Genomic DNA, 19,931 nt, shown 5'->3' with positions numbered 1-19,931 from the left:
AGTTGTCTAAGTTTCCCGAACGCCCGTTAGGTTTCTGGGATTAGCATTTTGTCATGACACTCAAGCTCTCTGATCTGACGCTGCTGCTGCCGGATTATCCACAGCCTGACCCCCGTGGGCGCTTTGGCCGGTTCGGTGGCCGCTACGTGCCCGAAACGCTGATTCCGGCGCTGGATGAACTGGAAGAGGCTTACCGAAATGCCAAGCAGGACCCCAGCTTTCTGAACGAACTTGACCGCCTGCTGCGCGAATTCGTGGGCCGTCCCAGCCCGTTGTATCTGGCCCAGCGCCTTACCGATTACGCGGGTGGGGCCAAGATCTACCTCAAGCGCGAGGATTTCAATTACACGGGCGCACACAAGATCAACAACTGCCTTGCTCAGGGTCTCTTGGCTGTTCGCATGGGCAAAAAGCGCATTGTGGCCGAAACGGGTGCGGGCCAGCACGGGGTCGCCAGCGCCACCGCCGCCGCCCTGCTGGGCCTTGACTGCGTGGTGTACATGGGCGCAGAGGACATCCGCCGTCAGGAACTGAACGTGTTCCGGATGAAGCTGCTGGGCGCAGAAGTGCGTGAAGTGACCAGCGGCACCAAGACCCTCAAGGACGCCACCAACGAGGCCATCCGCGATTGGGTGACCAACGTCCGCGACACCTTTTACATCCTGGGCAGCGTGGTGGGGCCGCACCCCTACCCCGCGATGGTGCGCGATTTCCAGAGCATCATCGGTGAAGAAACCAAAGTGCAGCTTGAAGCACTGGAAGGCCGTCAGGCTCCTGACGCAATCGTGGCCTGCGTGGGCGGCGGCAGCAACGCCATCGGCATTTTTGCCCCCTACGCGTATCTGCCCGCCGATCAGCGTCCCCGTCTCATCGGCACGGAGGCCGCCGGAGAAGGCGTGCATACCGGCAAGCACGCCGCGTCGGTGGCGGGTGGGCGCGTGGGGGTGCTGCACGGCTCCCTGATGTACCTGTTGAATGACGATGAAGGCCAGATCGTGCCGCCCCATTCCATCAGTGCGGGGCTGGATTACCCCGGCATTGGCCCGGAACACTGCTTTTATTCCGAAACCGGGCTGGCCGAATACGTCCCCGTGACTGACGCGCAGGCGTTGGAAGCTCTGAGCCTGCTGACCCGTCTGGAAGGAATTTTGCCTGCTCTGGAAAGCGCCCATGCCATTTATTACGCTGTAGAACTGGCCCGCGAACTTGGCCCAGACGGAATCATCGTGGTCAACCTCAGCGGACGCGGCGACAAGGACGTTTCCGAGGTGATGCGCCTTCTGGACTTGGAAAAGAAGCTGGATTCCGATAAATCAGTCGCACAGCCACAAGATCAACATGTCGGTGATGCCCGCAAAATCGAGGTGAACGCATGAGCGCTCCAACTGCACCCACGACGCCCAAGGTGCGTGGCCCCGCCCGCATCCACGCGGCTTTTGCCGAAGCTCAGGCGCAGGGACGCGCCGCCTTCATTCCCTTCATGACCGCTGGATATCCCACCGCCGCCGAATTTCCAGCGGTGGCCGACGCTCTCCTGGAGCGGGCCGACCTGCTGGAAGTGGGTATTCCCTATTCCGACCCCCTCGGAGACGGTCCCACCATCCAGCGGGCCAGCGAGCAGGCTCTGGACGGCGGCACCAGCACCCGCCGGACCCTGCAACTGGTGGCCGATCTGCGCGTGCGGCACGACAAACCCATCGTCATCATGACCTACGTGAATCCCATCTATGCTGTCGGCCCGCGTGAATTTATGCGGCTGGCCCAGGAAGCGGGCGTAGATGGCCTGATCCTGCCTGACCTGCCACCCGATCAGGACATAGAAATTGCAGCGCTGGCAGAAGAATATGGCCTTGCCGTCACGTTCCTGATCGCGCCCACCAGCACCCCGGCCCGCGTGCGTCTGGTGGCTGAAGCCTGCACCGGATTCCTGTATGCCGTCAGCGTCACGGGTGTCACCGGAACGCGTGAGGGCGCGGCGTTGGGCGAGGTGCCCGCCATGCTGGCCCTGGCCCGCCAGTTTGCTCATGTGCCGATTGCAGTGGGCTTCGGAGTCAAGGACGCTGCCACAGCGTCACAGGTGGCCCAGCAAGCCGATGGGGTGGTGGTAGGCAGTGCCTTTATCAATGCCGTGCGGGATGGGCAGGATGTGGGGGCGCTCGCGGCGGAGATTGCCGAGGGGTGCAAGAAGCAGTGAGTGGGGCGTGGTGAGACGGATTCCGGGAATCATCTGGAATCCGTCTCTTTTCCTGCTCGCTCCACTCGGGTTAAATACCGAAAAGCACGATGTTTAATCGGAATCTGTATGAGTGGGAAAAGAGGGGAGGCGGCTAGAGCTACAGCTTTGGTTTTGGGTTTTCCACTCCCCACTCACCTTTTACCACTTACCCTGTACCCATGACCTTCCCCAGTTCGGCCCGCTCCACCTGGACTCAACACCGCCGCGTCGGTGATGCTAACGTGTATTCCCTGACCGACGGCCTGTTCCGGCTGGACGGCGGCGCGATGTTCGGGAATGTGCCCAAAGTGCTGTGGGAACGCCGCGCCCCCGCTGACCATCTGAACCGTATTCGCCTGAGAATCAATCCTTTGCTGATTCGCCTGAATGGCCGCAATATCCTGATAGAAACGGGATTCTGGGACGGTGGCGACGAGAAGTTTGAATCCATCTATGCCCTGGACCGGGATGAAACGCTGTTCCGTGGGCTGGAGTCAGTGGGATTGGCTCCCGAAGACATCCACACCGTCATCAACACGCACCTACATTTTGATCATGCGGGGCGAAATACCACGCTGCTGGGCGAGCCGACCTTTCCGAATGCCCGTTATGTGGTGCAGGCCGCCGAGCTGAAGGAAGCCACCTACACCCATGAACGCAACCGCGCCAGCTATGTGCCCGAAACCTTCCAGCCGATTCTGGACGCGGGCCTGTTTGACGTGGTAGACGGCGAGCATGAGCTGTTGCCGGGCCTCAGCGTGCTGCCGGTGCCGGGGCACAACCTGGGGCAGCAGGCGGTGGTGCTGCGGAATGGCGGCCAAACCTTGGTGTACACCGCCGATATGCTGCCCACGCTGGCGCACGCGCCCTATCCGTACATCACGGGCTATGATCTGTACCCCGTGACCACGCTGGAAAACAAGCGCAAGTATCTGCCCCAGTGGTTCGAGGAGGGCGCATTGATCTGCACGCCACACGACCCGGATGTGGCCTTTGCCCGGTTGGTGGAGGGCAAGAAGGGCGGGTTTGAATTGGTGGAGGCGGAATAGGCAAGAAAAAGGAGAACGCCCCGCCAGTACATTTGGCGGGGCGTTCAGTTGCAACCTGTTGGGATTTAATTTTTCAGGCGTAGGTATTCCAGTTCTAGTTGTGAGGATTGAAAGCCGTAGGTATAAGCTGCACCACTGGTGGGGGCAAGGCTTAGGCTGTGAACGTTGTCGCCGTAAGCATCTGAAGGTGTGATGGACTGGGCACCCGTAGTTAGATCTAAGCGGGTTAAAGCAGACGAATCGACAAACCAGGCCGTCTGGTTATTTTCAACAACGACGTTGCTATAACTGATGGTTGGATTGTTGCCAATATTTGCGGTCTGTGCTGCAGCCATAGAATTGAGGTCAAGTCTGACTAGCTTTGGCCCCGGCCCACCGATAGCTGCCCAGATTTGCCCCGGACGGTCAACGGTCAGGAAGCGCAAGCTTTCCATGCCAGTATTTGCAAAGAAGAGCGGGTTAGCGGAGGCGACGCTTTCGCCCGTCACTGTGTTGACGCGAACGAATGTACCGTCTGTGGCAACAAACACCACGAATTGACCGCTGCCGTCATTGATCACGGGAACAGAGGTATTGGCCGTTTTTACCGTGGCTACCGTCGTTGTTTGTCCGGTTGCAGGATCAAGGCGGCGCAACTCGGGGGCATTGAAGCCGTCAAACCACATGTACCATGCGCGGCCACTAGCATCAAGACCAAAGCTAGGTGTGTTGCCGGACATGTATCCGCCAGTGGCGAAGCTCTGAATGCTTGATCCGTTGAGGCGGTATAAGCCACCCGTTCCCCGCGCCCAGATGCTCCCATCAGGCCCAATTCTGACCTGATCGGCGCTGTACCCACTGCCCAGCGGGAACTGGTTGATCACTTGTTCGGCGCGAATCTGAATCAAGCTGGAGCCTGTGCTGCCCGACTGCACGCCCCAAAGGTCGCCGTTGGAAGCGAGGGCGAGCGAGGACACCATACCCAAGCCAAGGGGAGTGCGACGGGGGTTCACCTTGATGTCTACCGTCGTCCTGATGACCAGTTTGCCGGAGGTGCCGACAATGGTCACAGGGTAGATACCGGGTGTGACGTTGGCTCCGACAGTGAGGGGCAAGTTGGTCTTGCCGGACGTGCCAGTAGCTCCAGCAGAGGTAACGCCTGCGGGCGCATTTTCCAGAGTCAAGGTTACGGGAGAACTGAACCCGTTGGAAGGTGAGACCACGACAGCAAGAGAGTTTGCCTCGTTGACGTAGGCTGGGGCAGGCTGAGCCTGAGAAGAATCCAGTCCTAGGCCGAAGGTTGGCCCGATAATTGTTACCCGAAGAGGCTCCGTGCCTACCACGACGCCACCACGTTTGATGATCACATTCATCGTGCCGTCAAAACTCTGTGCATCGGCACTCACATTGAACGTCAAGTTGGTCTGCAACCGCTGAGGCTGAAGCGCAGCCGCCGCAAGACCAGTTTTACCCGCACTGCTGGCACTCAATGGAGCCAGATTCAGTGTACCAGGCGTGATTGTGATGCCGGGAACGTCGGTTTCGAGGGTGATCGCGCCGCTGATGGCTCCCGTTTGCAGCAATACCACAGGCAAGCTGGCGCTCTGGCCGGGGCGCAGGGTGGGCAACGTAGGATTGGGGAAAATGACGGTGACTTCTTCGTCGGCCTTGGCAAGGGACAACTGAACCCGTGAATCGCTGGCAACGTTGCGAACCGTAAAGGTTGTGACGCCGCCCGCCACTGTGCGCACGCTGCTCAGGGCGTTCCAGCCTGCTGCCACAGTGAAATCCAGATCGAGTTTGGTGGTGGTACTGCAACTGGCAATCCCCTTGAGGGTGGCTGCGCTGGGCGTATACACCCGTTCCACAGCAAGGCCAGTCGTGGTAGTTTCGAGGATTTCGCCCAAGAAGTCATTGGTGACACTGTAGGCCAGTGGAATGGCAAATTCAGCCTGAAAATCACTTCCAATGACCCCCGCAGGTAACTTGCAATTATCGAGGTAAGAACCCAGCACCGTCGGGACAGGAAGCGCCGTATTAAGCCCCCCTGTTGCTGAAATCTGTAGCGTTGAGGCGTCCACATACTTCCTGCTTTCAGGCAGGTAAAACGTGAGTTCGCCCGGACCAAATGTCCATCCAGGCAGGGTGCCCTTGAGCCTAGCCGCGTCCAATGCCGCTCCTGCCAAAGCCACGTAACTCAAGGTCACCGTTTTGCTCGCATCCAGCGTCACCGTTTGGGCAGCGGGCGTGTTGTAGCCGCTCACGTTGCCACCTTCTACCTTCAGCACGTCGTTGGCCGTAAGGCCCGCAAAGGTTTTGCTGGCATCCAGCGTGCCTTTGAACAGTTCTGTATTGGTGGTGGTATTGGTGACAGTGACAGGTGCGGAAGACACGCCAGCCAAGGCAACCGTCAGATCAAACGTAGGGGCTGGGGGCGTAGGGCCGGGGCAGGCCGTCAACAACACAGTCAGGCCTAACATGGCCCCCGGCAATTTCAAACCATTCAGAATCTTCATATCTGCTTTGAACTCTACCAGTCAGATGAGTAGGCCGTGTGCAAGATTGAGGTTTCTTCACCGAGATTAAGGGTGCGTCAGATTGGCGTGGGCAACTTCCCGCTGATCGTCTATCCCACCTGCCTTGCCCTGATCCCGGTGCGGCGCTACACTCAGGCCATGCCGAGCGCACTGACGATGAACGGGGCCGCCCAAGTGGGGCTTCTTCTTAGCTGGGGGCGTTGAGCGCTGGCCCTGCGTTCACCTGTTGCCCCCGGAACCCCAATCGGTCCGGGGGTCTTTCATGTTACGGGGCAGACCAAACAGCAAGGCCACACCGCAAGACCAACTGGGGGAAGACTTATGGGAATGACGATTTCGGAAAAGATTCTGGCGGCTCATAGTGGACACGAACACGTCGTACCGGGGCAACTGATCGAATGCACCACCGATTGGGTGCTGTGCCACGAGATCACCACTCCGGCGGCCCTGCGAATGCTGGAAGAGCGCGGCATGGACAGGGTGTTCGACCCGAGCAAGATTGTCGCCATTCCCGACCACAGCGTGCCCGCCATGAACATTAAGGCCGCCAAGATGTACCAGAAGCTCAAGTCCTGGGTCCACGAGAAAGGCATTCAGCACTTTTATGATGTGGGGCGCGGCGGCATTGCCCACGTGGTGCTGGAAAACACCGGACTGGTCAAGCCGGGGCAGACGCTGGTCAGCGGCGATTCTCATACCTGCAACGCGGGCGCACTGGGCATGTTCGCCACGGGCGTGGGCAGCACCGACCTTGCCGGGGCCATCTACGCGGGCCGTGTCTGGTTCAAGATTCCCGAAACCATGCTGATCCGTGTGACCGGAGACATTCAGCCCGGCGTGACCCCCAAAGACATCGTGCTGGAGGTCATCAAGCGCATCGGGGCCGACGGCGCGAATTACATGGTGATGGAATGGGTCGGAGACACCATTGACCGCCTCGATATGGAAGGCCGTTTTACGCTGACCAATATGGCGATTGAGGCGGGCGGCAAAACCGGCATCGTGGCCGTGGACGACACCACCCGCGCCTACCTCGCGGCACGCGGCATCGAACCCGGCAGCTACACCGAATACACCAGCGACCCCGACGCCAGCTACAAAGTCGTGATCGACATCGACGCCAGCAAGGTCGAACCCACCGTGGCCTATCCCCACATTCCCAGCAATGGCCGCGTGGCAGGCAGCGACAAAATCGCCGTCACACACGCGTATGTGGGCAGTTGCACCAACGGGCGCATCGGGGATTTGCGCGACGTGGCCCGCATCCTCAAGGGCCGCAAGGTGGCCGAGGGCGTGCAGATGATCGTGGTTCCAGCAACGCAGGCCATCTGGAAACAGGCCGCGCAGGAAGGGCTGATGGAAATTTTCGTGGATGCGGGCGCAAGCGTCAGCTACCCCAGTTGCGGAGCCTGCCTCGGTATGCATTCCGGCGTTCTGGGGCCAGACGACGTGTGCATCAGCTCCAGCAACCGCAACTTCGTGGGCCGCATGGGCGATCCCACCGCGCAGATTTATCTGGCGAGTCCGGCAACCGTGGCTGCCAGTGCTGTGGCCGGGTTCATTGCCGATCCCCGCGCCTACAACGCCGACGGCAGCAACGCCGCCGACTGATGGAAGTGGTCTGATGGACACGCTGATCGCGGTGGCACTGGTGCATCTGGTGGTTCTGGTCATCCCGGGGCCAGACGTTCTGCTCGTCAGTCAGACGGCGGTGGGCCGTTCGCGGCGGGCGGCCCTGTTCGCGGGTGCGGGCGTGGTCACGGGAATCGCGGCCTGGGCCTTGCTGGCGCTGCTGGGCATCGGCATTCTGTTCCAGAATTTCGCCTGGATTCACGGCGTTATCCGGGTGGCGGGCGGAGCGTATCTGCTGTACATGGCCTATACCCTCTGGCGCTCCAGTTTCGGGGCGGGTGCTGCCCACGCTCCCACTGTCACGCCGCTGGGCGACTGGAAAGCCTACCGCTCCGGCCTGCTCACCAATCTCGCCAATCCCAAGGCGGCCATCTTTTTCGGCAGTGTGTTTTCCAGCGTGATTCCTGCCCACAGTTCGGCGGGCCTGAGAATGGGCGTTTTCGCTGTTATTTTGGGGCTGAGTCTGGTGTGGTTTGCACTGGTGGCCCTGGGGATGTCCACAGCACCGCTTCAGGCGCGGTATCTTCGGGCCAGACGCACTATTGACCGTGTGGCGGGCACGCTGATGGCGGGATTTGGGACGCTGCTGCTGGCGTCAAAGGACTGATTATGGGAGACGCTAAACGCCGTAAACAACTGGGCCTGATGCCCACGGTGCACCCCTTCGAGGCCGATATGGACATCAACGGCAATGTGACCCTGAACCGGGGGCCGCAGGAAGCCGCACTGCAGGTCATGATCGTGGATGCCCTGCGTGAAACCCAACCGACGGGGCCGCTGTGGGACAGTGCCTACCGCACCTCGTTCGTGATGGCGGGCCGTCCTGATCGCCTGCTGGAAACCGCTGAAGACGTGCAGTCTATTGCTGTGCCGCCACACCGCCATTTTGTGGGCGAACTGGCGCTCGGAACCTCTATGCCCGAAGAAGCCAACAGCTATACCCACATTCCCGTCGAGGGCGGCGTGCTGCACCTGCGCCAGCAGACCCACTCTGCCGACGGCGTGCGCTGGGAATCTTTTCCGGCCAACACCGACCCCCGGCGGGCACTGGAATTCCTGATGCAGCACCCGGCAGCGGGGGGGCAGGGCAAAGTAGTCGCGACCTTCCGCATCGAGCAGGCGCAGGGCGTGGACGGACAGCAGGGCCGCGTGACCATCGATCCCGAGCCGCCCGAAGAATGGCTGGAAGTGCTGGAAGAACTGGCAACCGAGTGGCACGGTCAGACCCCCGAAGACTGGGCCGAACTGCATGCCGAGATGGTGGGCGAAGACGACCCCAACGCGCCCGTACTCAAGCGCAGCCTGTTTGAACTGCGCGAGCCTGCGCTGCTGCTTTCGCCGCTGGGCACACCTTTTGCCCAATTGGGCGGGCTGGAACTTCACATAGACCCCGCAGGTTCCGGCTACTCACCGGACGGTGAGGAATGGATCACCTATGACCCCGAAGCCGCGCCGCTGGGCGACTCGCTGCCGCCAGAGCTGAGCCAGTTTCTGGATGTAGAAACCGTGACCGTCACCGTGTTTGCCGATGGGCGCGTGGAATGGGCAGAGGGCGACGTGCCCAATGATCAGGCGGAGCGCATCCGCGCCGATCTGATGCAGGCCACAGGCGCAGGCCACACCGAACGTTGGGCTGACTGGACCGAAAATCTGTTGCTGGAAATCTTTGCCGACGAATACCCCGACCTGAATGAGATAGAAACCCTGCCTGTGCCGACTGCCGTACGCCTCGATATTCCGGTTGATGCCCTCACCGATCCCGACCCACTGGCGCAGGCATTCATAGAATCCGAACTGACCTTCGACGGTCAGACGTGGCATGACCTCTATGCCGAAGAACTGCCCGCCGAGCTGAACGCGGTTCGGCCTCTGAATTAAGGGTGTGTTGCGTGTAAACCCCCAGTCTGCTTTGCAGCCAGCCCCCCTTAAGGGGAGCGCAACAGCAGTGGTCCTCCCCTTAAGGGGGGGCGTTGTAAAGCAACGGGGGGGTTCACCTTGAGAACCTCAAACTTCCCCGTATCCCCAATCCCCCACTCCCACAAAGGAATCCCACATGCCCAAAGTTCATGTCTTCGGACGCGACCACATCAACACCGACGAGATTATTCCGGCCCGCCACCTGACCACCGACGTGGAAGCCGAACTGGCCCCCTACGCGATGGAGGATTACGACAAGACCTTCGTGACGCGGGTGCAACCCGGTGACATCATCGTCGCGGGCGCAGATTTTGGCTGTGGTTCCAGCCGCGAGCACGCGGTCTGGGCGCTGCGCGGCGCAGGCATCGGGGCCGTCATTGCCCCCAACTTTGCGCGGATTTATTACCGCAACTCCATCAACAACGGCTTTCTGGCGCTGGAGTGTGCCGGAATTGTGGAGGCCTTTGAAGACGGCGACGAGGCCGACCTCGATCTGATCGGCGGCACGATTGCCAACCTCCGCACCGGCCAGAAATTGACCTTTGTGCCGGTGGCCCAGTTTGCGCTGGACGTGCAGAAGGCGGGCGGCTGGCTGGAATACATGCGTGATCACGATCAGGCCGCGCTGGAAGCCGAGTCTCTGGAAGCAGTCAGCACCGAGGCCGGGCACGGCCACCCCGGTCAGGACGCCGAACAGGAGGCCCACCATGCCTAAAGTCGTGATCCTGCCCGGAGACGGTATCGGCCCCGAAGTCACCGCCGCTGCCGTCGAGGTGCTGCGCGAGGTGGCCCCCGACGTGACCTTTGAAGAACACGCCATCGGTGGCGGAGCCTACGACCAGTACGGCGATCCCCTGCCCCCCGTGACCCGCGACGCCCTGGCCGATGCCGACGCCGTTTTGCTGGGTACAGTGGGCGGCGCACAGAACAGCCCCTGGAACCTCCTGCCCCGCCACCTGCGCCCCGAAAGTGGCCTGCTGGCGCTGCGGAAACTGCTGGGCTGCTATGCCAACCTGCGGCCTGTGCGCGTGCAGCCGGGGCTGGAGCACCTCAGCCCCCTGAAGCCTGAACTGGCGCGGGGCGTGGATATTCTGATCGTGCGCGAACTGTTGGGCGGCGTGTACTTCGACCAGGACCGCAAGATCGAGGGCGATACCGCCTACAACACCATGCGCTACACCACCGCCGAGGTGGAACGGGTGGCAAAAGTGGCGTTCTGGGCCGCCGAACAGCGCCGGGGCCGCGTGACCAGCGTGGACAAAGCCAATGTGCTGGAAGTCAGCGAACTGTGGCGGCGCGACGTGACGGCTCTGCGTGACCGTGAGTACCGCAACATTCACCTGAATCACGAATACGTGGACAGCGTCGCCATGCTGATCGTGTCCGATCCCAGCCGCTACGACGTGATCGTGACCGAAAATCTGTTCGGTGACATCCTGTCCGATCTGGCCGCCGTAATTCCCGGTAGCCTCGGCCTGATGCCCAGCGCCAGCCTGGGTGACGGCGCGGGCCTGTTCGAGCCGATCCACGGCAGTGCTCCCGACATCGCCGGAAAAGGCATCGCCAACCCCGCCGCCGCCATCATGAGCGCTGGAATGCTGCTGCGCCACGGCCTCAAGCGCAGCGACGCCGCCAACCAGATTGACCGCGCCGTCGCGCTGGCCCTGCGCGAGCATCCCACGCCCGATCTGGGTGGCAAGGCCGATACCCGCACCTTTACCCGCGCCGTGCTGAACGCGATGGGCAGCCCCAGCGTGGGCTGAGGCACAGATCAGGCTGGGGCGAAGGCGAGAAGCTCTTCGCCCCGTTTTGGTTTACGCTCTGGTTTACTGCCTGCCTTCCAGATCGCGGATACGCCTTTCCAGTGTGTCTATGCGTTTGCGTTGGCCGCTATTGACCCTTCCAATCAGCTTGAGGGCCAGCACCACCACGCCGACGATCACAGCACCCATGAGCAGCATCACGATCAGTTCGGTGGGGCCGAAGTTGGGCATAACCGTAGATTACTTTGTTGGCGGTCAGCTATCAAGCAAAGTTGAGCAGGGAAGTGGCTCTGGCCGAAGAGTGCAGGGTGGGGAGTTGTGCTCCGCCCGTTGCCTTGCAACGCCCCCCCTTATTCGGAGAGCTGCACGGCAGAGAGGGCGTTGCGAAGCAGAGGGGGCCGACGAGCAATGTCAAAGAGCCAGTTTGTTGATCCCTGCGTGACTCAGGCACGGCCAACCCCCCAGTCGGCTTCGCCGCCAGCCCCCCTTAAAGGGGAGCGCAAAAGCCCTTGTCCTCCCCTTTAAGGGGGGGCGTTGCGTGAGCAACGGGGGGGTTGTCTTGCCCAGCCTTCAAGGTGTTGCCAACCTACACAAGAATCAATAATCCCGTATTAGAGGGGAGGACATGGGCTAAGCTCGACAGAGGCGAATAAAGGCAAACGCGCTTGCGGCCCCGCTCTGGCGGGCGCATCCTGTGGCTATGACTCAGGCTGCTTCCATCACTTTCCCCGCCCCCAAGCGCATCCCCTATCCCGGCGGCTGCGTGCTGGAACCCGGCCCCTACGCGCTGGATTATCTGCTGAAATGGCGGGCCGACGTGAGTGTAGGCGGCACGGTTCATGCCGATACACCCGTGTTTCCCCTCCTGCGCTCTCTTCTGGCCGATCCCCAGGCGCACGGCGTGACGCAGGCTGAAGCCGAGGCAGCGCGGGAGCGCTTTCTGGAAGTGGCAGGGCAGGCGCTTACCGCAGAGGGCGGTCAGGTGGCGTGGCTGGTGCGGGAATTTGGGCGGGCTTGACGCTCATTCCCGAACTGCTGCCCAGTCTGCCCGGAGAGGTGCTGCATGCCCGCGTGGCCCGCACCCTGCGCGACGCCGTGCAGCGCGGCATTTTGGTGCAGGGGGCACGCCTGCCCGGACACCGCACGTTGGCCGCGCAGTTGGGAGTCTCGCGTAATACGCTAGTCGATGCACTGGCGCAACTTCAGGCCGAAGGGTACGTGAGTGCCGGAGAACGGTCTGGAACCCGTGTGGCTGTGCCGCCCGCTTCCGCCTCTGCTCCTGTTTCCGCGCTGCCGTTGCCGCTGAGTGCGTGGGCCACCCGCGCTCTGGCAGGCCGAGTTACGGATGCAGGTGGAGTGTACGCTGTAGATTTCCGGGTAGGTCAACCTGTACCGGATCTATACCCGGCAGGCGCGTGGGCGCTGGCCCTGGCGCGGCGGGCAGGGCAGGCCAGTTCGGGTCAACTGGGCCTGCTGTCTACCACTGAGCCAGGATTGAATGAGTCAGGGCCAAACGAACTTGGCCCACTGGAAACTCGCCGCGCTCTGGCCGCCTACCTGAATGCCGAACGCGGCGCACGGGTCACGCCCGAAATGCTGATGTTGACAGGCGGTACGCAGTGGGCACTGGACGCGCTGGCCCGCGTATTTCTGGAAGAGGGCCGGGTGGCCGCCACCGAAGACCCGACCTATCCGGGAGCGCGGGCAGCACTGGCCGCCACCGGAGCCACGCTGCTGCCCGTTCCTGTCGATGAGTACGGCATGGACCCCGCCGCGTTGCCTGCGCACGCCACGCTTCTGTATGTCACTCCCGGCTGCCAGTACCCCACCACCGCTGCGCTGCCCGCTGCCCGAAGTCAGGCCGTGATCGCGTGGGCGCGGGCCTGCGGAGCCTTTATTCTGGAAGACGATTACGCCGCCGACCTGCACCACACGGCGCGGCCCCCAGCCGTGATGCAGGGCCTCGCCCCTGACCGGGTGCTGCTGCTGGGCAGCTTCAGCAAAAGCCTTGCCCCCGTGACCCGCAGCGGCTATCTGGTGGCCCCGCCCGATGTGGTGCGCGTGCTGGCCGGAACCCGTCCCCTCACAGACCGTGCCCCCGGCGTGCTGGACGCCCTCGCGCTGGCCGACATCCTGTCTTCCGGAGCGTATGCCCGCCACCTGCGCCGCGCCCGCCAGAACATCCGCCACCGCCACGACACCCTGCTGGAAGCGCTGGCAACCCACCTTCCCGGCTGGCAACCTACCCCCGCCCGCGCTGGCCTGCATGTGCATGTCACGCTTCCCCCGCATCTGACCGAGGCGGATGCCGTGGCCCTTGCCCGCCGCGCCGATGTGGCCCTGACGCCCGCTGCACCGCTGGCCGTCCTGCCGCGCCCGCCCGCCGTGCTGCTCGGCTATGCCCACCTGCACCCAGAAACGATTCGGGATGGCCTGAGGCGAACAGCCGAAGCTGGAAAGTAAAGGTAGAAAGCAGAACGTGGATCGTGGTCAGGGCTTTCGCCTTTTCCACGATCCACGTTCTGTGGTCAGCCGTTATCTTTTCCCACTTCCTACTGACCACTCACCACTGACGGCCCTCAAACAAATGCGCTGAGGCCCGTGATGGCCCGGCCCACCACCAGCGTATTGATCTCGTTCGTACCTTCATAGCTGTAAATCGCTTCGGTGTCGGCAAAGTGCTTGGCGACGCCGTGTTCCAGCAAAATCCCGTTGCCTCCAAAGGTTTCGCGGGCAAAAGCCACCGTTTCGCGGCAGCGGGCCGCCGTAAAGACCTTGGCAAGTGCGGCGTGTTCATCGTTCATCTCGCCCCGGTCTGCCATATAGGACAGGCGCAGGCACAGGGTAAACATGCTGGTCACGTTGCCCAACATATGCACGAGGTGATTCTGAATGAGCTGGAATTCACCGATGCGCTTGCCGAACTGCTTGCGGGTCTGGCTGTAGGTGAGGGCCAGTTCGTAGGCTCCCATCGCGCAGCCCACGCCCTGCCACGCCACGCCCGCACGGGTCAGGCGCAATACGTCGGCGGTGGTGCGCCAGCCCTGCACGGCTTGCAGACGGTCACGTTCCTCGATCCGGCAATCCGTGAGGGTAATGTGCCCGTTTTCCACGATCCGCAGGGCGATCTTGCCCTCGATCTTCTTGACCTCGAATCCCGGCGTTCCGGCCCGCACGATAAAACCGCGCACTTCCTGCGTGTCCACGTCGCGTGCCCAGATCACCGTAAAGTCACTGAAGGTGGAGTTGCCGATCCATTTTTTCTCGCCGTTCAGAATCCAGCCGTCTCCGTCACGCTTGCAGGTGGTTCTCATGCCCTGACTGACCTGAGAGCCGCCCTCGGGTTCGGTCAGACCAAAGGCTCCGATGGCTTCCAGATCCATCATTTTGGGCAGCCATTCGGCTTTCTGCTCGGCGCTTCCGCCCAATGCGATGCTGGCAAAGGCGAGGCCCGCATGCACGCCAAAGAAGACGGCGGTACTCACGTCCACCTTGCAGGCTTCCAGCGTCACGAGACCCTCAATGATGGTGGCATTGGGCTTGCGTGTGCCGTCCTCGTTCCAGATTCGGCGCAGCAGATCCAGCTTCCGCAGTTCTGGAATCAACTGCTTCGGGAATTCGTCGCGGCTCCAGTACTCGTTCATGATGGGTGCAACGTGCGTGTGCATAAACTCTTTGGTTTGGGCAGCCACCTCGCGCTCATCGTCTTGCAGGGTGTCCATCAGGCCATAAAAGTCGCCGTCGGCAGTGGGGAGCGCCGCTTTCTTGCCCGTGTCGCCCGACAGCATGCGCGTCAGTTGTTTCAGTTGGCCGTCGCTCATGCTCGAAGCGGTTTTCAGCAGGGCGGGCAGATCCACGCGCCCACTCAGTTTTCCCAGCGCCTGAAGGTCAATCTGGGCCAGCAAATCCATGGGGTTGGGGGCCGTCGCATCCTTGGCGGGAGAGGTCATGTCCATAGTTTGACATATTTTGTACTCGGTACAAAGTTTCAATTCCTGCGATTGGTCGGCCCGGTTATTTATTTATTCTTTAGACAGCATGGGCTGCCAAGTTGGGCTGCGCCTAGCATGGGCTGCCAAGTTGGGCTGCGCCTAGCATGGGCCATGTCACTCTCGTTGCCTCTGGTTACCGCCCGATGACCCTGCCAAAGGCAGACCGGCCTACCCGCCCCTTGCCTGCCAAACCTGCCGGATACGTGGAACTGGCGCGGTATTCCAGTCTGGGCCGCCTGTGGGCTTTGCTGGGCGGGGCGCTGAGGGAGGGCCGGACCGTCAGTGTGGTGCGCGGCGATGCTGCCGATCTGTGCCGCCGCCGGATTGCTGGATACACGCTGCCGGGGGCGGCCCTTTTTCTGGATACGGCCCGCCTGCTGAGCCAGTTGGAAGATGGCTTCGAGACTCATCCCACGTTGCTTGCCCTGTTGTCGGGCAACGCTGATCCGTTGCGGGCCGAGTTGAACGCGCACTATGAACTGCAACTGAATTTCGTGGTTGCCCTGACTGCCGCACGCGATCTGATCGCCCGCCCTGAATTCCGCTATCTGCCCACCGTACCGGGCTTCAGTACGCTGCCTGCTCAGTTGACTCTGGTTCCCCGCCGCCTGGGACGCGACGAATTGCATCTGTTGCTTCAGCGGGCCTGTGGACTGGCCTGAGGGAAACCACGCTTTTGTCACATCAGTTCCCCGATTGGGGGGGGTGTACGCTGTGAAGCATCCGTCATAACCCGTAATCAACCACCTTTACATTTCCAGGTCATTTGGACATTCTGGCTTGACGAGCGCCTTGACGTTACTTTGCTTGATGCTGAACTGTTCCACACATTTTTCTCACAGTCGTTTTGGATACCACAAAGGCCGTGAGGGTGTGTTTTTAGCTCACTGGCACTACATTTAAGTGAACGCTTGTTCCCATGAACCGTGAATGAGTTCACAGCCAAGCGGACAGTTAAAGAGCTAAGGTCTGACTCGTGGTCAGCGAAACTCCCCGTCCCGCCCGTGCGCGTAGTCCTGAGGAAAAAACTCAGCGCCGCGACGATATCCTCCGTGCCGCCGAACGCCTCTGGACGAATACGCCTTATGCCGACCTGAGCATGAATCAGGTCGCGCGGGAGGCCAAACTTGCCAAGGGCACCCTGTACCTGTATTTCGATACCAAAGAAGAGCTGTTCCTGGCACTGCTGACCGAGCACTTGCAGCAGTGGTTGGCCCACCTGACGGGGATGCTGGCAGAGCGTCAGCCCAAAACAGCCACCGACGTAGCTGATGTGATCATCGACGCTTCCAAGGGGTACGAGGCCCTGCGCCGCCTGCTGATTCTATTGGGCACTGTTCTGGAGCGTAATGTTCGCCCTGAACTGACCCTGAACTTCAAGCGCGATGTTCGCCGGATGCTTCAGGAGGTCATCGGCCAGATGCCTTTCGAGCCTGACCTGACCCTCAAGATCGTCGTGCATGTCTATGCTCTGGCCGTCGGCTGGCAGCAGATCACGGAAGAAACTCCGTCCTCGGAAACATTGCGCCGCTACCCCGAAATGTCTTTCCTGACGCTGGATTTCGACACTGAGTTCCCCATCTCGGTGCGTGCCACCATTGACCGCCTGACTGCCAAAGCGTAAGCATCTAAAGCCGTATAAGTCAGAGAAAGCAGGCTCCCCGTTCATGTGGGGAGCCTGCTTTCTTTTGTTACAACTCGGTTTGTCTACTCCTGTCTTTTCTGATGGTTAAATCACTTCTGTACGGACGATTTGACCACCAGCAAGCATTATTCCTTGACGCCGCCAGAAACCGTGCCGCCCACAAAGTAGCCCTGGAAGCCGTAAAAGAGGGCGATGATCGGCAATGCACCCAGGGTCGCGGCGGCAGAGAAGATGCCCCACTTGGTGCTGAATTGCCCCGTGGTAAAGCTGCGGAGCATCACACCCACCGTCCACTGATCCACGCCCGTCAGCAGGATGCTGGCAAGAATAAATTCGGCATAGGTGCCGATGAACTGGTTCAGGAAAATGAAGACCAGAATGCCGCCCGAGAGAGGCAGGACGACCTGCACGAAGGTCTGCCAACGGGTGGCTCCGTCCACCATGGCCGCCTCTTCCAGCGATTCGGGCAGGCTTTCGACGTACCCCTTGAAAATCCAGGTGTTGAAAGCGATTGCGCCGCCGGAGTAGGCCAGAATCAGGCCCGTAAAGGTGTTGACGAGACCCAGAATGACCATCAGGGTGTAGACGGCCACCAGCGCCAGAAAGACCGGGAACATCTGAATGAAGATGAAAAATAGCAGCATCTGGAAACGGCCTGGAAAGCGCAGGCGGGCCATCGCGTAGCCAGCAGTGGTACTCAGCACGATGGCCAGAAAGCCCGTGACGCCCGACACCAGCAGAGTGTTACGTACAGACAGCAAGAACTTGCTTTCGTTGCCCTGACCCGTAAACTGCGACGGCACCATGAACATCACCAGCAGGGCCAGTGCAGCGATGAGCGCACGCATAGCCCAGGTCCGCGCCTGCACGATGCCTTCACTTTCGCGACCAAATTTGCCCAGCAGGGCCAGAATCAGCAGGACCGTCAGGGCGGCTCCGACGATGACAGCCAGCACCAGTTGCCAGCCCGGAATGGTCACGCCTTCAAACAGTGCAGCATAATTCTCAAAGCTGAGCACCTGTAAGTTGGGAAGCAATCCTGAACGGTAGAGGATATTGGGGTCGGAAAAATTGGGGAAGGCGAACAGACTGTTGCGTGGATCGAAGGCCGCGATCAGCACGTACATCAGCGGGTAGACGGCGATCAACACGACCAGAATCAAAAACAGGTGCGTCAGTTGGTCGCCCAGCACGGCGGTGTAGCTGATTTTGCGCCCCGTGCGGGCCATGCCGATGCGCTGCCCGATCAGGCTGGTGAGGGCCAGGACCCCGCTGGCCGCCAACAGGAACAGGAGGAAGCGGACCCAGCCACGCTCCACGAAATAGATGGTGAAGCTTTTGGGTCGGCCTGTCATGTTACGCGCCAGAAAGAAGCCCAGGACCAGAAAGCCGATCACGACGGCGGCAGCCACTATCCAGGGTGCGGCGCGGCGGAGCGGCCCTGGCTCTTTGTGGACGTATCCACCGGGGGGCAGATCCTGAGGGGTCGGAAGAGCGGTCATTTGCGGGCCTCCTCAAAAACGCCAGCGGCCTTGAAGTTGACGAGGCTGATGGCGAGCGTCAGGAAAAAGATGATCAGGGCAATGGCACTCGCCAGCGAGTAATTCTGGCCCCCAGCGCTGGCAAAAGCCGTGTTGTATCCCCACGACAGGAGAATGTCGGTACTCTGAGCGGTACTTTCACGGCCTTCCTGCGCGGGGCCGCCTGCCGTAAGCAGATAAATAATGCCGAAGTTGTTGAAGTTGAACGCGAAGCCCGACAGCAAAATAGGTGTGAAGGCATTTCTGAGCAGTGGCAGGGTAATGGACTGGATTTGCTGCCAGCGAGTTGCGCCGTCAATGCTGGCGGCCTCGTACAGATCTTCGTTGATGGTGGCGAGCGCACTGATGGTGGCCGTCATCATGTAGGGGAAACCCAGCCACAGATTGACCAACAGAATGGAGACTTTGGCCCACAGCGGATCGTTCAGCCAGGGCACGGCGGCAAAGCCTAGCAGTCCCAGCGCCTTGTTCACGATCCCAAACTGCTGATTGAAGAGCGCGACCCACATCTGCACGCTGATGACGGCAGGAATGGCCCAGGGCAAGAACAGCAGCGTGCGGTAGATATTGCGCCCCTTGAGGCGCTTGTTGTACAGCAGGATGCCCAGAATCAGACCCGCCAGAGCATTGATGACCACGGTGGAAAAGGCAAAAATGACTGTCCACAGAAATACCGGCCACAGCGCACTGCTGGCCTTGGAAAAAATCTCCTGAAAGTTGGCGAGGCCCACACGCTCGATGCGGTTGATGCGGGTCACGTCGGCCAGCACGAATCCGGCAGCCACGGGCGCAGTGAGCGTCACCGCGTTGCCTGAAACGCTGTCAATCCGGGCTCTGATCGGTGCCGAGGCATCTTCATCCAGCAGCACCAGCGTATCGCCTTTACAACTGGTGACCTTGCACCGCAGGTACGCCTGTACCGAATCGGCTTCTGGGGTATCGCTCAGCGTGACCACTTTGCGGTCTGCGCTGAGGGTCGCTGCGGTTCTGACACCCGAATCCGGGTTGCCGCTGTTCTGGCCGCTGTAGTTGGTAAAAGCGTAATTGACGGTCAGGATGATCGGCAGTACCGTAAACGCAATCAGAAAGACCAGAGCCGGAAACAGGTAATACCAGTTGGCAATCCACGGTACTACCCGTCCAGTAATAGGCATCAGCACCAAGAGGGCCGCCAGGGTATACACCAGAATCATGTAGGGCGGAGCCGTGGGTATGGCGCGGGCGGTGATGCTGGACAGCAGCCAGCCGATCAGGGCTGAGCCGCCCAGGACCAGAGCCAGGACCAGAATAGCCAGAAGGACGCCGCGGGTTCCTTCTGGTGGAACCACCTTGCGTTTGGCGGGAGCAGAGAGGGTCGTGGTCATCGGTTGTCAAACCTCCTGTTGAAAAGCTCGGGATTGAATGCGCCCCATTGTGGGCGTCAAGTGAAGTGACTGCAACTCCATTGTGATACAGAAAAATCGTTGATCTGACCAGACAGACGCTGCAATCGTTTGTAGGAGGTATTTTTATTGCTGTCTGAAACAGTTGCCCGAATGACAGCGCCAGAACAAAGACTTGCGCGTCTTCTATTCCCCCAAAAATCTCTGAATATTCACTTACTCCGTTTGGTCAACAGCGATCAACACTTCTGATATGAGTTCAGATGGAACGTGGAGTCA

At 60.8% G+C, this 19,931-nt stretch carries 17 protein-coding genes; 12 read left to right on the top strand and 5 right to left on the bottom strand.

The genetic code is table 11. The annotated features are described in order from the left end of the window. Nucleotides 1–53 precede the first annotated feature (53 nt). From trpB to F561_RS0110185, 3 genes are all read left to right on the top strand, one after another. Nucleotides 54–1,376 carry a tryptophan synthase subunit beta gene (gene trpB / locus F561_RS0110195; protein ID WP_019009863.1) on the top strand — a complete coding sequence of 441 codons (1,323 nt, stop codon included), beginning with the start codon at nt 54–56 and terminating at the stop codon, nt 1,374–1,376. After that, a complete protein-coding gene (trpA, locus tag F561_RS0110190; protein WP_019009862.1) occupies nt 1,373–2,194 on the top strand; it encodes a tryptophan synthase subunit alpha in 822 nt (273 codons plus the stop codon). Before trpB ends, trpA begins: the two co-directional genes overlap by 4 nt. A 200-nt stretch (nt 2,195–2,394) precedes the next feature. Then, entirely contained in the window at nt 2,395–3,264 is an 870-nt protein-coding gene (locus F561_RS0110185; protein ID WP_019009861.1) for an MBL fold metallo-hydrolase, read from the top strand. A 65-nt stretch (nt 3,265–3,329) separates the two neighbouring features. Here the strand turns inward: F561_RS0110185 and F561_RS0110180 are convergent, their stop codons facing one another. Continuing rightward, complete coding sequence (locus tag F561_RS0110180) at nt 3,330–5,759, bottom strand: NHL repeat-containing protein (protein ID WP_019009860.1); 2,430 nt, start codon at nt 5,757–5,759, stop codon at nt 3,330–3,332. Nucleotides 5,760–6,101: 342 nt separating this feature from the next. Here F561_RS0110180 and F561_RS0110170 point away from each other — a divergent pair, with 342 nt between their 5' ends. The 5 genes from F561_RS0110170 to leuB all read left to right on the top strand — a co-directional run bounded on the left by F561_RS0110170 (nt 6,102) and on the right by leuB (nt 11,092). Further along, nucleotides 6,102–7,391 carry a 3-isopropylmalate dehydratase large subunit gene (locus F561_RS0110170; RefSeq protein ID WP_019009858.1) on the top strand — a complete coding sequence of 430 codons (1,290 nt, stop codon included), beginning with the start codon at nt 6,102–6,104 and terminating at the stop codon, nt 7,389–7,391. A 13-nt stretch (nt 7,392–7,404) separates the two neighbouring features. Continuing rightward, complete coding sequence (locus F561_RS0110165) at nt 7,405–8,019, top strand: LysE family transporter (protein WP_019009857.1); 615 nt, start codon at nt 7,405–7,407, stop codon at nt 8,017–8,019. 2 nt (nt 8,020–8,021) lie between these two features. Continuing rightward, complete coding sequence (locus F561_RS0110160) at nt 8,022–9,290, top strand: hypothetical protein (RefSeq protein WP_019009856.1); 1,269 nt, start codon at nt 8,022–8,024, stop codon at nt 9,288–9,290. Nucleotides 9,291–9,465: 175 nt separating this feature from the next. Further along, nucleotides 9,466–10,044: a 3-isopropylmalate dehydratase small subunit gene (locus F561_RS0110155; RefSeq protein ID WP_019009855.1), complete on the top strand. Its 579-nt coding sequence runs from the start codon at nt 9,466–9,468 to the stop codon at nt 10,042–10,044. After that, entirely contained in the window at nt 10,037–11,092 is a 1,056-nt protein-coding gene (gene leuB, locus F561_RS0110150; protein ID WP_019009854.1) for a 3-isopropylmalate dehydrogenase, read from the top strand. Before F561_RS0110155 ends, leuB begins: the two co-directional genes overlap by 8 nt. 63 nt (nt 11,093–11,155) lie before the next feature. On the opposite strand, the gene F561_RS28800 is transcribed toward leuB, so the two are convergent. Further along, a complete protein-coding gene (locus tag F561_RS28800; RefSeq protein ID WP_019009853.1) occupies nt 11,156–11,323 on the bottom strand; it encodes a hypothetical protein in 168 nt (55 codons plus the stop codon). 469 nt (nt 11,324–11,792) lie between these two features. Between F561_RS28800 and F561_RS0110140 the strand changes: the two genes are divergently transcribed. Together F561_RS0110140 and F561_RS0110135 are read left to right on the top strand one after the other, a co-directional pair. Next, complete coding sequence (locus F561_RS0110140) at nt 11,793–12,110, top strand: hypothetical protein (RefSeq protein WP_019009852.1); 318 nt, start codon at nt 11,793–11,795, stop codon at nt 12,108–12,110. Further along, nucleotides 12,107–13,555 (top strand): aminotransferase-like domain-containing protein, encoded by a 1,449-nt coding sequence (locus tag F561_RS0110135; protein ID WP_019009851.1) that lies wholly within the window; start codon nt 12,107–12,109, stop codon nt 13,553–13,555. The genes F561_RS0110140 and F561_RS0110135 overlap by 4 nt, the downstream gene beginning before the upstream one ends. A 116-nt stretch (nt 13,556–13,671) precedes the next feature. Here F561_RS0110135 and F561_RS0110130 read toward each other — a convergent pair whose 3' ends face one another. After that, nucleotides 13,672–15,042 carry an acyl-CoA dehydrogenase family protein gene (locus F561_RS0110130; RefSeq protein WP_019009850.1) on the bottom strand — a complete coding sequence of 457 codons (1,371 nt, stop codon included), beginning with the start codon at nt 15,040–15,042 and terminating at the stop codon, nt 13,672–13,674. A gap of 185 nt (nt 15,043–15,227) precedes the next feature. On the opposite strand from F561_RS0110130, the gene F561_RS0110125 reads away from it, so the two are divergent. Further along, the gene (locus tag F561_RS0110125) at nt 15,228–15,746 is read left to right on the top strand and encodes a hypothetical protein (protein ID WP_019009849.1); all 519 of its coding nucleotides are present in this window, start codon (nt 15,228–15,230) and stop codon (nt 15,744–15,746) included. Nucleotides 15,747–16,060: 314 nt separating this feature from the next. Next, complete coding sequence (locus F561_RS0110120) at nt 16,061–16,708, top strand: TetR/AcrR family transcriptional regulator (RefSeq protein WP_019009848.1); 648 nt, start codon at nt 16,061–16,063, stop codon at nt 16,706–16,708. 146 nt (nt 16,709–16,854) lie between these two features. Here F561_RS0110120 and F561_RS0110115 read toward each other — a convergent pair whose 3' ends face one another. Further along, nucleotides 16,855–18,231, bottom strand: coding sequence for a sugar ABC transporter permease (locus F561_RS0110115; RefSeq protein WP_019009847.1), 1,377 nt, complete (start codon nt 18,229–18,231; stop codon nt 16,855–16,857). Beyond that, nucleotides 18,228–19,634: an ABC transporter permease subunit gene (locus F561_RS0110110; RefSeq protein WP_019009846.1), complete on the bottom strand. Its 1,407-nt coding sequence runs from the start codon at nt 19,632–19,634 to the stop codon at nt 18,228–18,230. The genes F561_RS0110115 and F561_RS0110110 overlap by 4 nt, the downstream gene beginning before the upstream one ends. Between the last annotated feature and the right edge of the window lie 297 nt (nt 19,635–19,931).

It is taken from the genome of Deinococcus aquatilis DSM 23025 (assembly GCF_000378445.1).
GTDB lineage: Bacteria > Deinococcota > Deinococci > Deinococcales > Deinococcaceae > Deinococcus > Deinococcus aquatilis.
This window is presented reverse-complemented; position numbering and strand designations above follow the sequence as displayed.